11 protein-coding genes are annotated in these 13,731 nt (G+C 56.6%); all 11 read right to left on the reverse strand.

Going from position 1 to position 13,731, the window contains the following annotated elements; genetic code table 11:
• Positions 1 to 43 precede the first annotated feature (43 nt).
• The 11 genes from JMY28_RS01420 to JMY28_RS01470 all read right to left on the reverse strand — a co-directional run bounded on the left by JMY28_RS01420 (position 44) and on the right by JMY28_RS01470 (position 13,721).
• Positions 44 to 1,090 carry an acyltransferase family protein gene (locus JMY28_RS01420; RefSeq protein ID WP_201693849.1) on the reverse strand — a complete coding sequence of 349 codons (1,047 nt, stop codon included), beginning with the start codon at positions 1,088 to 1,090 and terminating at the stop codon, positions 44 to 46.
• A 323-nt stretch (positions 1,091 to 1,413) separates the two neighbouring features.
• Complete coding sequence (locus JMY28_RS01425) at positions 1,414 to 3,360, reverse strand: hypothetical protein (RefSeq protein WP_201693851.1); 1,947 nt, start codon at positions 3,358 to 3,360, stop codon at positions 1,414 to 1,416.
• Positions 3,361 to 3,514: 154 nt separating this feature from the next.
• Positions 3,515 to 4,834, reverse strand: coding sequence for an NAD(P)/FAD-dependent oxidoreductase (locus JMY28_RS01430; protein ID WP_201693853.1), 1,320 nt, complete (start codon positions 4,832 to 4,834; stop codon positions 3,515 to 3,517).
• A 13-nt stretch (positions 4,835 to 4,847) separates the two neighbouring features.
• Positions 4,848 to 5,876 (reverse strand): lysylphosphatidylglycerol synthase transmembrane domain-containing protein, encoded by a 1,029-nt coding sequence (locus JMY28_RS01435; RefSeq protein ID WP_201693854.1) that lies wholly within the window; start codon positions 5,874 to 5,876, stop codon positions 4,848 to 4,850.
• A 221-nt stretch (positions 5,877 to 6,097) separates the two neighbouring features.
• The gene (gene rfbF, locus JMY28_RS01440) at positions 6,098 to 6,874 is read right to left on the reverse strand and encodes a glucose-1-phosphate cytidylyltransferase (RefSeq protein ID WP_201693856.1); all 777 of its coding nucleotides are present in this window, start codon (positions 6,872 to 6,874) and stop codon (positions 6,098 to 6,100) included.
• A 10-nt stretch (positions 6,875 to 6,884) separates the two neighbouring features.
• Positions 6,885 to 7,847 (reverse strand): glycosyltransferase family 2 protein, encoded by a 963-nt coding sequence (locus tag JMY28_RS01445; protein WP_201693858.1) that lies wholly within the window; start codon positions 7,845 to 7,847, stop codon positions 6,885 to 6,887.
• A complete protein-coding gene (locus tag JMY28_RS01450; protein ID WP_201693860.1) occupies positions 7,844 to 8,713 on the reverse strand; it encodes an NAD-dependent epimerase/dehydratase family protein in 870 nt (289 codons plus the stop codon). The genes JMY28_RS01445 and JMY28_RS01450 overlap by 4 nt, the downstream gene beginning before the upstream one ends.
• A complete protein-coding gene (gene rfbG / locus JMY28_RS01455) occupies positions 8,692 to 9,768 on the reverse strand; it encodes a CDP-glucose 4,6-dehydratase (RefSeq protein ID WP_201693867.1) in 1,077 nt (358 codons plus the stop codon). The genes JMY28_RS01450 and rfbG overlap by 22 nt, the downstream gene beginning before the upstream one ends.
• Positions 9,769 to 10,277: 509 nt before the next feature.
• Positions 10,278 to 11,468, reverse strand: coding sequence for a glycosyltransferase (locus JMY28_RS01460; protein ID WP_201693869.1), 1,191 nt, complete (start codon positions 11,466 to 11,468; stop codon positions 10,278 to 10,280).
• Positions 11,465 to 12,541, reverse strand: coding sequence for a glycosyltransferase family 4 protein (locus JMY28_RS01465; RefSeq protein ID WP_201693871.1), 1,077 nt, complete (start codon positions 12,539 to 12,541; stop codon positions 11,465 to 11,467). Before JMY28_RS01465 ends, JMY28_RS01460 begins: the two co-directional genes overlap by 4 nt.
• A gap of 25 nt (positions 12,542 to 12,566) precedes the next feature.
• Complete coding sequence (locus JMY28_RS01470) at positions 12,567 to 13,721, reverse strand: glycosyltransferase family 4 protein (protein ID WP_201693873.1); 1,155 nt, start codon at positions 13,719 to 13,721, stop codon at positions 12,567 to 12,569.
• Positions 13,722 to 13,731: the final 10 nt, after the last annotated feature.

Below are 13,731 nucleotides of genomic sequence, written 5' to 3' on the forward strand. Positions count from 1 at the left end.
CCCGATGCCACACTTGAGAGGACACATCAAGGCCACAGCACTGTCACGTAGTTTTCTCACACCGCATAGACGAATTGCGAGCATTCGATCTGACTCGCGCCCTGATGCGATGAATAGGCCGATCAACGAGTTTCACCGTCACAATGCCGACGATTACTGAAATAACGTAACCGACAATGAAAGTCGGCCAGCTATGCGCAGGCGCATCTGTGCCAATCAGATGCCATGCAACAAACCCGCTTCCCCACTGCACCAAAAAAACTGGATAAGAAATGTCCCCGCACCAAGCAGTAAAATGCTCGTATTTTCCGCGCGCTCGAAGGCCGTGTAGCATGCCAACTGCTATGCAAGCCAACAAGATATTCAAATAATAAAACACACCGTAGTAGACGGATGGATCAATCCTGACCGCCAGAGACCAGTTGAGCAAAAATGTTGCAATGACCGCACAAAGAAGCACGATCTGCGTGAACGACGACGCACGCCTTTCAATTCGCGCAAGCGTGGGATGGCTAATTACGAAGTAAGAAATCGCACCACAACTAAACGGCAACAGCGCAGCGGAAACCGGAAAATAGTGCGCGCCTGCCTCTGCGCCAGTGCGAAAGAGATGTATCTGCCATAACACAGCACAGGCCATCGAAAGTACGGCTGTCCACGAACGGCGCGATACAAAGAGCCACAAAAAGAAGTAGCTCCAGATCTCCACCGCGATGGACCATGTGGCGGGTAGTATTCGAAAGTGCTGCTGCGGCAAAAAGGTCCAGGGAAAAATCAGCACGTTTCCGATCCAATCCTGCCATTGCGGGCTACCCCAAGCAGGATTGAATTCAATTGCCCTGGGAAGTATCCATATAAAGGGCAGCGAAATCGCGCAAAGTACGAGCTGTGCCGGGTACAGCCGCAATAACCGGTTAACGAAGAAGCTCCGTGTTTTGAAGCTATACGTTTCGTTGAGAACCAAGGTCATCAGATAGCCACTAATGACGTAGAAAAAATTCACGGCGAGTATGCCAATGGATGGCACATGACCACTCAGATGGTAAACAACTACGCAGCTGGCGAGAAAGAAACGCAGAATGCCGAGCACGATCAAAACCACCTGGAACGACGGAAGACATAGTTTAAGAAGGACGCCAACTCCAAAGTTACCTCCGTAAGCAAGCGTCCAGACGGGTGAGCGAGCCGGTTCTGGAGATGCTCCTCCAGAGCATCCTCCAGTTGCCTTTACACTTCGGTCACGCTCCGCACACACATTATGCCGTGCCGACTCCCAGCGACGAAGGGCGTGTAATCCAGCTCCTTTGGGACAGGAATAGCGTCCCTCGCAATACGGGAGGCCAACGATTCCGCGAAAGAGAAGCCAGCTACAACCCGGGTACCGCTCCCAGTGGCATCGGTGCCCGCTCGTGATCAAATGGGCTGGCCATCGCCTTTCAGAAGTTGAATCGACTTCACGTAGAAGCCAAGCTTCCGTGAGTCAGGCGAAAGCCCCATCTCACTGGGCGACACGGCGTTCGGCAGGAAGAATTTGATCTGAATGGTCGAGCCCCCTCCCTTCGGCACGGCAACCACGATCGATGTATCCGGCTTAAGGCTGTCGAAGACAAACTCCTTCGCTTCCGCCCCGTTCACAGAAACGCTCACGTGCTGGATGTGCGAGCCCGGGACAAACGCGAAACCAGAAATGCGAACCGATTCTGGATAGTCAGTGGCATGATCTGGCATCTGACAATGAAAAGCCGACTCCTTGCCGTCTGTCCAACTGCCCTGCTCCTCCGGCGAACTGAAGCCTTGTGTCAGTTCCGAATCTGTCAAATGCATTTCCCCGCGACAGAATTTACGCTCAGGAAAAGTCTTGACGTAGCATGTGCCGTCAATCAACGCAAATACGGGATCCGTCGAATGAAGACGGCACTCAGGCAAATCGTATCGCGACTTGTCCTTCGCGGTAACGATCAGTCCAATCCTGGTAGAAAGCGTCAAATCCTGGTTCTGCAAAATATTGATTGTATTAGCCGATCTGGCCGATTTGAAGACGCCGAGCGAAAACAGGTAATCGATCAGCGGCGGCTCGCCAGGTAACTGGATCGCGTAGGCAGACGTTCCTTCCGGAATAGCCGGCGCGCTGGCCTTGACTGACTCCAGTCGTCGCTCTGTCGACATGAGGTCCTGCAGTGAGAGATATTTCCGGCCGGGAAAGGTCGCGAAAGCGGCAACGACCACCAACAGACCAACAGCGCTGCAATCAAAAATGCGCGTTGTCACTTGCAAGCCGGACTTTGATTCATCCTTTGGCCGCGCTCCGCGTGCGAGCAACAAAGATACATTGACAAGTAAGACCGTCCAAAGCCCGAATGCATATTTGCGACATGCGTATTCGGAGCCACGCCCGATCTCAAGTGCGGCCATTTGTAGCAAACAGAGTGTCGAAATTGACAGGCCGAGGAGCGCGAAATACTTGATAGCAAGCAGTTCTCGCTGCCGCACTGGATCCTTCAGCCTGAGCCAGTACCAAATCCCGAAAACAGACGAAATAGCTGTTGCAAGTACAAGCGCCAGTAGTGCGAAGTGATTGGGAATGAAAGTCAAGCGCAATACGCCGTCGTTTTCGCTGATCGAGGCCATCGCCTTGAAAACGGGGTTTGCAACAACAGCGAGCAATGCGGCAACAAGGAAAGCGGCGCTTGCGGCCAAACCCCGGACCGCCCACCTTCGTGATTGCCAAAGCTGATCAAAAACGACTAACAGCCCCAGGAAACCGAGCAGTTCAACCGCTGGCAACAAGTGAATCAGTTCGATACCAAAGATTCCGGCGATCAACAATCCATAGACGACAAAGCGCGACCAACCCGCCTGCGCTAGTGTCAAAACTATAGCCAAAGCGAGCAGCGCTGCGGCCTGCGCAACAAACTGAGCATAGAAGTAATTGCCAACGATCTCCCGCCCCCATAAATCGAGACGCAGGAGATATCCACCGATGAACAAGGCGAGCAATATATTCAGTGTGGATCGGCGAGCCTGTCGCGACGGTTGAGACCAAAGCATCCAACCGATTGCGGCCCAAAGCACAACCATGGACACCAACACCACGATTTGCATACCGGCCAGAGGCGATCCCCAGAGGCGGCCCAACCCTGCTGCGAACCGGTGGCTGAGTCGCGGATAAACTCGCATCTCGCCGAGAGACGGATCAGTTGCGAAAGGCAGGTCACCAAACTCCGTCAGGCGTGTAACGAGTACGTAGTGATGAGCCAAGTCGACACTTTGAGTCCAGATGAAGTCCCAGAAGTGTAGGCAGAGAAGCGCTCCAAACACGAGCGCAATCAGAATTTGCAATGTACGCAGTCGATAGTTCATCGAATTCGCCGACCAACGGTTCAAGTGCACTCTCTTCCCTGTCGGCAGTAATGTATTTTGCCCAGCAACTATTCAGGCCAAACGCCTGACGAGATTCTTTGATCCGCTACGCTCCCCTGGCCGTCCAGGGGAGCCGATGATCAGCCCCCACACGTCAAGCGAGCAGTTCGTTGATCTTTACCGCCGCCGACTTACCCTCGCGGACCGCGTAATTCGTGCCGCGATCCTCCGGGTAAATCTGCGCCATTGTTGAGATCATCGCATTCGTGAACGGCGTTTCGGCGGGAGGAACATACTTCGAATAATCACGCTCCGTAACCGGTTGCGCATATTCCGCGCGCCAGACCTTGGCGTCCTGGACCCACGACTTCTTCATTTCCGGGAACATGCGCTGAAGATGTTTGACCGCAAAGTCCAAATATTCACCGTCGCTAAAACCCCAGACAGGATCTTGCGTTGCGAGGTAGCGTGACACGAAAACGAGGTGCTTGCCCTGGTAGTTCTCCGGCGGGTCGAAGTTCGTGTGCTCGATCACGCCGACGAACGGAAAGCCGGGATCGTTCACGTTGAGCCAGTACGTATCCGACAGGCTGCGGTCCAGTTGGAGCACCAGACACATATTGCCGAGGTACTTGACGCGTTGGAGCGACTGCAGCCAACCAGGGTTGGCCACGTCTTTCAGAATATCCGCAATGATGGGGAACGACGGCGTAAACAGGAATTGCTTCGCCGAGATTTCCCCTTCCGAAGTTTTAAGCGACAGAAGTTTCCCGTCCTTCACGTTGGCGCCAGATACATCAACGCCGTAGCGGATCTCGCCGCCAGCCTTGCTGATTGCCTCAGCCATGAATTGCGCCAACCGGCCAAATCCGCCACGGAAATAGGCCAATTGCTCGCCGCCCTGCTTGTCTCGCGTACTGCCTCTGAGCACCAGCTTTTTCCAGAACCAGACGGCGTTCACTGCGTCGGCGTAAACAGAGAACTTCGATTCAATCAGCGGTTGCCACACGATTCGAAAAACGTTCTTTCCACAAAGCGGCTCGAGCCATTCCCTGATGGAAAGGTGCTCGATTTCCTTCCAGTCGCGGATCTTGCGCACCTTGAAGACCAGAAGTCCGAGTCGGATGCGGTCGATAATCGAAAGCGGCTTGAACTTGAGCAGATCGAGCGGAGTCGACAAGCGCCACAAGCGGCCATTAAAGTACATCCCCGTACGAGACGGCTGCGTTACGATCAGGTCCTCCACTCCGAGTTCGCGCGCGATCTCCGGAATGTAGTCGTCGTTATTGAACCAATGATGGTAGAACTTCTCTACGGTGACGCCGTTGTCGAATTCAAAGGTTCCCGCAAGGCCACCTGCGCTATTGTCTTTCTCGAGCACCAGAACCTTGCGGCCCGCGCGCGCGAGATCCAGAGCGGCTGCCAAACCCGTAAATCCAGCGCCGACAATTACAACGTCGTATTGATCGTGCATTACCTGATCCAGTTCAAAAGGTGTTTTCTACGGCGTTATTACGTCGCTGAAAAAGCGACGGATTGAGCAGAATCGCAATTCCGCCAGCGACCGTCGTCGGTAACCAAAGTGAGAGATGCGCCAGAACCGCGAAACTGGCCGCTGCCGGAGCCGAACTCCCGAAGACGACCGCCATCGAATACGCAGCAAAATGGAACGGTCCGACATATCCCGGCGATGACGGCACCAACGTCGACAACGTCGTCACCGCCATGATCATGAGGGCTGCCGGAAATTCCACGTCGATATTCAAACCATGCAGGATCGACCAAAAAAGCCCGGTTTCACCAACCCAGATGCAAGCAGACAAGCCAGTCACGACGAGCAGCACGCTCAATCGTGACATCGCCCCAGTGCTGCCGACCAGGCCAGACAACGTGGCAATCACTTTCGCCAATTTCGCGCTTTTACTCGCGACGCGAGCCTCGACATACGCAAGTACTTTGATTGCGTAACCGCTGAGGACAGCAATCACGAAAAGCAGTGTGCAGCCGACGACCGCGAGCAAGAGCACGGTCCTCTCCAGCCACTCCGGAATGGTGGCAGACGAGCTTGCAAGTGCGCCGACACCCAGACACGCAAGCAACGTCAGCATATCGATCAGGCGCTCGAACAGGAGGCTCGCGGTCGCTGTTACTCGACTCACGCCAAGCGCTGCCGGAAAAACGAGCGCTCGGATGACATCGCCCGCCCGAAAGGGCAAAACGTTGTTCAGCGTAATCGAACCCAGGAATGGCGCAGCGCAACTCCTCGCTGAAATCACCGCCCCGCCGGCGCGCAGCATTACTGCCCAACGCACGATGCGAAAGGTGTAATCAAAAGCAAGCGCGATCATGCCAAGTGCAAAATAGTGCCAATGGAAATTCTCGACGGCAGTCTTGATCTCATCGATGTCCACCTTCCGAAAAACAAGCACCAGACAAACAATAGATATTCCTAGTCCTATTGCCTGTCGTGCATAGTTTTTCTTCGAACGGCCCACAGCGGGCGAATCTTTAAGCATATTCTTGCAATGAACCAGTTGTTACACGGTGATGAATGTGAACGTGTGCAAGACAAACAATCGACAGCACGGAGCAAAACGAACTGTTCCCACACCGACCTGTCCTCACCATCCACATTACGAACAGCCTCCGGCACGCGCACGCCCAACAGTTGCCCCGGATTCACCGGAGCCGACTGTCACGCGCCATCACCGCGTCACGGCGAGGTGCAATTCAAAGCCTAAGCTTTTGCCCAGACGCGCCACGGCGCGCCATCCGCCCACAGCGCTTCGAGTTCCCGCTTGTCACGCAGCGTATCGCAGGGCTGCCAGAACCCGGTATGTTGAAATGCGACGAGTTGCCCATCCTTCGCCAGATTCGAAAGCGGTGCTCGCTCCCAGGAGGTTTGGTCGTCGTCAATGTACGAAATCGCTCCGGGCTCCAAAACGAAGAAGCCACCGTTGATCCAGCCAATCTCGTCGTTGGGCTTCTCTTCGAAACTGGTCACATGCTTCGAGTTGGAGATGTTCAACACACCGAATCGTCCGGGAGGCTGCACGGCAGCTACGGTCGCGAGCTTTCCATGCGCGCGATGAAACTCAATTTCCGCGCCGATATCGATGTTCGACAGACCATCGCCATACGTGAGGCAGAACGTCTCCTGATCGACGTACGGCGCAACGCGTTTCAGACGGCCGCCCGTCATGGTCTCGGGGCCCGTGTCGACGAGCGTGATGCGCCAATCCTCTGCGTGGTTACTGAGAACTTGATGATCACCGGTCTTCAAATCGATGACCATATCCGACATATGCCGGTAGTAATTGAAGAAAAATTCCTTGATTACGTAACCCTTGTAACCAAGACAGATCACGAAATCCTTGATGCCGTGGTGAGCATACGTTTTCATGATGTGCCACAGCAAAGGCTTTCCACCGATTTCCACCATGGGCTTCGGCTTGGTATCGGACTCTTCGGCAATACGGGTCCCAAAACCACCAGCAAGAATAACCGCTTTCATAATATCCCTGTCAAAGCTTCAATTCAGTGGACTGCATGTTGAGACTCTGCTCAACAACAGCAACGGGATCGGCACGGAGCACCAGGTAAATTCGCAAAATATATTCGCCGATGATCCCCAGCAAAAATGCATTCAACCCGATTCCAAACAGCACAAGTATGTGGATGCTGGCGAGTCCCTGAGGCAACGACGGGTGCGAGAGCTTTAGAATAACGTAATAAAACGCACCCACCAGGCTGGCTAGCAGAATCAGCACACCGACGAACGATGCCGCCCGCAGAGGCACGGTTGAATGGTTGAATACTGCCGTCAGGCCGAGCCGCAGCAATCGCCCAACGTTGAACTTGCTCTTGCCTGCGGTTCGTGCGTCGCGATCGTAGGGAATGCCGGTCTGGTTGAAACCCAGCCCGGCGATCGTGCCGCGCAAGTAAGGACTCGCCGTCCTGACCTTGACAAGCAGATTAACGATTTTCCTGTCGATCAGACGAAAGTCACCAACATCCTTCGGTATCGGGTGCTCGCTGATTTTGTCGATGACCCAATAGCCGACTTTGCGAAATGCCCGAAGTAAAGCCCCTTCTGGCCTTGCTTTTCTCACCCCGTATACGACCTGATAGCCGCTACGCCACTTCTCGTAGAACTTCTCGAGCATCTCCGGCGGGTCCTGCAAGTCTGCGTCGACCTGCATTACCGCGTCGCCACGCGTATGCATGTAGTTGGCCAGAATCGAGCGCTGGAAACCAAAATTCTTGGAGAAGCGAATTGCCCTCACCCTGCTATCGCGTTCGGCAAGTCCCGACAACAAGGACCATGTCCGGTCGTCGGAATGATTGTCCGAGAACACAAATTCCAGATCACACCGGTCGGCCATCTTGTCGGCCAACGCGCAGAGGCGATCGTATAGCGTCTCGATATTGCCCTCTTCATTGAGCACCGGAATAGAGATAGAGATGAGGTGCCGCTTGTTCGTCATTGACCAAGCCCTTCCGTCAGATCGGGTTTTTCCGACAAGCATGATTTCATATATGCAACGATAGCTGGCAGTGCTTCGCGAAACTTGATGGCAGCGGGTAGGACCACCGGCTCAAAAGCTCTTTCAAAGTTCTCTTCAACTGGATCGGCAATGGCGCCGACTCTCAGCAGTTCGCTTTTTTCGAGCCCTTCGAATACCGCTACCGCAATGTCCCTCAGGGGAAGAGAATTACCATGACTCAACGCAACCGTTCCATGCGCCGCCGATTCAGCCAGCCACCGGATGGCTCGCGCCTCGTCCTCGAGATGGTGGTACTCGCGCAATTGCCGCCCCGAGGTCATGGGAAAAGGAGCAGAACGGCGAATGGCGTCCAGGATCTGGCCGAGAAACATAAACGGAGTGGGTGCACCCAATCCGTATAGCGTGTGAATCTGCAGATGCAGCGCTCCACGGCCGGTACGACCTGATGTGTTCACGTATTCGCTCAAGCTCCGCTTGCTCTCCACGTACGCATTTTGCGTTCCCGTGAAAGTTTCCATCACCGTGCCAAACGTGACCACGCGCATACCGAGCGGAGCTACCGCCGCGATCAGATTCTTTGGCAGGCGAAAATTGACGCCTTGGAGCGATTCAGCCGGCAAACGTGGATCAAGTAGTCCCGACGTCACAAAGACTAGCGACTCGCCCGCCTGACGCTCGAAATAGCGGGCGATCTCGCGTTCGGCACCCTCCTTCGACCACGCCTCGTAGATCGCACGGTCCGGCATGATGACGTCGCTGTCAGCGTATTCACGGGCGATAGCCTGTCCAAGCCGCCCTCGGCCGCCTATCAGATAAATCCGCTTCACTGGATTGCCGTCCGCCAAGCGTTGATCTGGTCTTCCGTAATCGCGCGAGCCGCGGCGGGATTCGCGTAGAAGTCGCTATACCATGCCGAGGTTTGGCGCACGGATTCCGCCGTATCCCAAACCGGACGCCAGCCCAACTGATTGCGTGCGAGGGCGCTGTCCAGCGCCAATGCTTGCGCCTCAGGCAACGGCTCGTTCAAATATTGCAACTCGGGCCGCTGCCAGCACTCGCTCATCAATTCGAGCACGTCGCGCACCGGGTATTGCGTGACGTCGTGCGGCCCGAGGTTCCAGGCCTGCGCGACCTTGCCAGGATCGTCGGAGGCCAGTCCGGCCAGGATCATGAAATAGCCGTGCACGAGCGCAAGGACGTGCTGCCACGGCCGCGTGGCGTTCGGATATCTGAGCGTGAGCTTTTCGTTGCCAACTACGGCGCGAACGAAGTCCGGAATTAGACGATCTTCGGACCAGTCACCGCCGCCGATGATATTGCCGCCGCGCGCCGTCGCAATGGCTGGCCCCTTGCCTTCGGACCATGGGTACGAGGCCGCGTAGCTCTGGATAGCCATTTCCGCCGCAGCTTTCGATGCGCTATAGGGATCCTTCCCGCCAAGCGGATCGTTCTCGCGATAGGACCATGCCCATTCGTTGTTCTTGTAGACCTTGTCCGTCGTAATGCACAAGACACCCTTCACGCTTTTCACTGAGCGCGCTGCCTCGAGCACGTTGACCGTTCCTTGTGCATTGACCAGGAACGTCCTTACTGGCTCGCGGTAGGAACGGCGCACCAATGGTTGTGCAGCAAGATGCAGGATCAGATCTGGCTCAAATGAGGTAACGGCTTCGAGCACACGGTTGTAGTTGACGACGTCGCCGTGCGTCGTTGCGATGTCCTTGTCGAGACCTGCCGCAGTGAACAAGGACGGAGACGTTTCCGGTGGCAACGAGTAGCCGGAGATCCTGGCGCCTATCATCTGCAACCACAGACACACCCAGCTTCCTGTGAACCCGGTGTGCCCCGTCACAAGAATTTTCTTGCCGGTCAACGCTGCTTCAAAAGTATTCGTTCCCATCGGTACTCGGCATATCCTAAAAATGATTTACGCGGCGCGTGCTCATCGCGCTGACAACGGTCAAGGTTGCGAGCTCACGAACTCACAATGCCACACCCAAGGCCGGGTCAATGAAGTCGGCCTGGTGGGGCCCCTGAATAGCGCATTCAACACAATCAATAGCGCCTTTGGCGCGATGCGGCCTGAGCCTGGTAGCCAGAATCAGCGCCCAGCCAAACCACGAATTCCGCAGGGTCAATCGCAGATTATACCGGCGCCTCACAGCACCAAATGGATCGAATCGTCCATCGCCCCGGTGCCGAGCACTTTTGCCGTCCGGCGTTCTACGCCCAACGCCTGTCATGTAAGCGCCTCCTGTAGCAAGCCTCCTGTGCTGCCACGTTCGGCACGGCTAGACCCTGTTCGGATTGCCTTGCTTTCTTTCAAATTGCCTTCAAATTCAGACTGTGAAAGCAGCCAACCCGCCTAGACGAAAAAACTTCATCACGAGAACTTGGCAAAACAAAAACTCAACCGAGCAACTGGTCCAACTTTCCAAGAAGCGGGGCGACCATCTGCCCCCACTCGTGTTCCTGCTCGACAAATGCCCTCGCCCGCCTCGCCATCTCCACTGCCAGAGCCTCATTGGCCGTCAGCCACTCAATGCGCTCAGCAAATTCCTGCGGCGTCTCCGCGATCAGAAGGTCGTGTTCGCTTTTTGCGCCCAAGCCCTCGTAGCCCAGCGACGTCGCCACAACCGGCAGCCCCAACGCCATGTACTCCAGAATCTTGTTTTGCACACCTGCCCCGATGCGCATCGGGCACACGCCGATCGCCCCCTCCATGGACGCATCCGCCACCGATGCCACTCTGCCCGTCACTTCGACACCGTCATAAGCCCTGAACCGCTCGGCGAGCGCGGGAGAAATCGAACCGACGATCTTGAACCGGTAATCCGCACGCTTGCGCAGCAAGGGCAACACCTCCTCCGCAAAGAAGTGACACATATCCTCGTTCTGAACCGTGCGCATGTCGCCGATGAAAATCAGCACGCGGCTTGCCATACTGCGCACCAAATACGTCAATCCAGACAGATCGACGCCGTTCGAACACACCATCACATTGTCAGCTCGCGAACGGGAAAACAGATAGTCCTTATCCGTCTGCGAAACCAGCACCGACAAATCGAAGTCATTGACGATCGTTCGCTCGTAGTCGCCCAGGCGTTTAGCTTCGAGACTGAGCACGCGCGACTTGAGCCCCCGTGCATTCTTAAGCTGCTTGACCCGGCTGTAGTTCAGCGAGATCGCGTCGGTCATTTCGAGAACGCGCGGCTTGTCCGAATTACGCACGTACTCGGCACAGCGCACAAGATGGACAACTACACCGTCACACGAAGGCAAGATCCGTTCAACTGCCGAGGCAAATGCCCGACTCCGGTAATAGGCAACCTGCAGCGGCGTCCGCGTTGGCAGCGCAAGCAGCGTGTTCAGATAGGAACGCACTTTCGACAGAAAGACGCGCTCGACCCGGTCGAACACGCCGTCGTCTGGCAACTCGCAGTCCGTCTCTTCGCGCGTCTCACACAGGCTTAGCAGCGTTAGCGAGTACTGGCGCGACAACGCCTTACACAGATGATAGATGCGCAGCTTGTCTCCACCGATCACCGGGTAAGGAAGCCTGGGTGTCAGCACCAGCAGTTTTTTCTTGTTTGTGCTCACGACAAACGTTCCCAGAATTGCTGTATCGACGGCGCAACGCTCGACTCCGAAAACCTGCGCGCGCGCTCCATACCGTCGCGGACTCTCGCCTCGAACGTTTCGCCGCCGCTCCATATCCCCCGGATCTGCTCAGCGATGTCGTCAACCGACCAAGGGTCGAAACTCAGACCGCACTCGCCGACGATCTCAGGGATCGACGTCGTCTTGCTGCACGCGACAGGCGTACCCGACGCCATCGCCTCCAGCACCGGAATGCCGAATCCTTCGAACAGCGAAGCGAAGATAAACGCCCGTGCCTGCCGGTAATGCAGCTTCAACTCCTGCTCGGAAACATACCCGAGCAATTCGACATGACCTAAGAGTCCCAGAGTGGCAGCCCGCCGCAGAAAATGTTCGTGATGCGCGGATTTGATCCCAGCGATGCGCAACCTGACGTCATCGCCCAGTGACGGCCTCGCCAATGCGAAGGCTTGCAGCAGGCGATCGACGTTTTTGCTGGGTACCTCCCCGGCCACCGTGAACAGGTACGGCTCGCGATCCGCCTGGCTCAGCGGACGAACGAACCAGTCGTCCGAAATCGAGTTCGGAATCACGTATACGTCCCGCTCCGACAGGCCGAATTGCTCAACCAGTTCCCGCTGGGTAAAGCGGGATACGGTCAGCAAGACGTCGGCACGACGAGCCAGCCGGGGCACCACGTGCCGTCTGTACACCCGCCCGAACGTCTGATACGGGGATCTGGCCGGAGGCAACACCCGCCACGGCTGCAGATAAATCAGATCGTGGATGACCGAGATCAGTCGCGTCTGCCCCGTCGGTCGCAATGGTCCTGTGTTGTAAGGACACAGCAGATAGTCCAGTTTCTGCGCCTCGCACAGCCGAGGCAACTCGACCTGCTCCCACCACGGAAAGAAACCGCGGCCGTCACTGATGGACGGCCATTCCGTCGTGGCGACACCGCTCGGTGCGAGACCCAGCACCGACGCGCGCACCGGTTCGATCAGCCGACGCGCGAATCGCCCCATGCCTCGGTAGTTGCCCACCATCCAGGTGATATCCACCCCCAGCTTCACGCTGCATTCTCCCGAATGGATCGAATCAAGAGCGACATGAACCGCCCAGGACAGATCGATAAACCGCCACGGTCTTCTGTGCGCACGCCTGCCAGGTCAGCTCGCGCGCTCTTGCCAGCCCTGCCTCGCGGAGTGTGTCGGCCTCACGTGTATGTTTGGTCACGTAGCGCATGGCTTCGGCAATGTCACCTGCGTTGCCTGGGTCGACCAGGATAGCGGCATCCGCAGCCACTTCGGGAACGGATGTCGTATTGGACGCGATGACCAGAAGGCCCGAAGCGAACGCCTCCACGACAGGCAGTCCAAATCCTTCGCACAGCGAGGCAAAGACCAGCGCGCTCGCCGATTGCATCAAGGCGCGCACGTCAAAATCCGGCAAATACTGCAGCCAGCGCGCACCGCCTTCGGTTTCACTCGCGCGCAAACGCGCGACGAGACTCTCACACCCCCAACCCGCCCGGCCAACGACGACCAGTGGTACTTCCCGGCGCAACCCGGCCGGCAGACTTGAGTGCGCGTCCAGGACACGCTCGATATTCTTCCGCGGCTGCAAGGTGCCCACGCACAAGAAGAACCGCCCAGGCAAGCCCAGTCGCTTCAGCACCTCGTCACGAGCCGCTTGGTCGATCTGATCAAAAAACCGTGGGTGCACACCCAGGGGAACGACGGAGATGCGTTCTGGAGCGATGCCGAAGTGCTCCACAATCGAGCGCTTCGAATACTCAGAGATCGTAACCACATGGTCTGCCCAGGCGCCCGAGCGCCGCAACAGCCAACGGCGCAGCGCGGCCAGCTTCACGGTCGTCCACTCGGGATTCGACAATGGAATGGCATCCATTAAGGTCGCGATGACGGGTATCGCAGACAGTTTTGGAATCAGGTGATCGGTCGCGTGGAACACGTCCACTTGCTCCGCGACCAGATCCTTTTCGGCGACGCACTTCCACGGACTGACCGCACCCAACGTCGCCATGACCGCATGTCGGCCGAGATTCACAGGCGACCCGGCACCCGGCAGCACCCCCTCGCCGACGAACGTACGATAACCAACGGGGACGAGCTCGACCTCGCCCCCGGCAAGCAGCGCTCGGCCCAGTTCCCGCGTGTACGAGCCAATGCCGTCCACCCCCCCGTGTGCGATGCTACGGGCCAATGCCGTCGTACCAAAACCAACCTTCACCCATGCCCCT

The sequence above is a fragment of the Paraburkholderia hiiakae genome, from assembly GCF_904848665.1.
Lineage (GTDB): Bacteria > Pseudomonadota > Gammaproteobacteria > Burkholderiales > Burkholderiaceae > Paraburkholderia > Paraburkholderia hiiakae.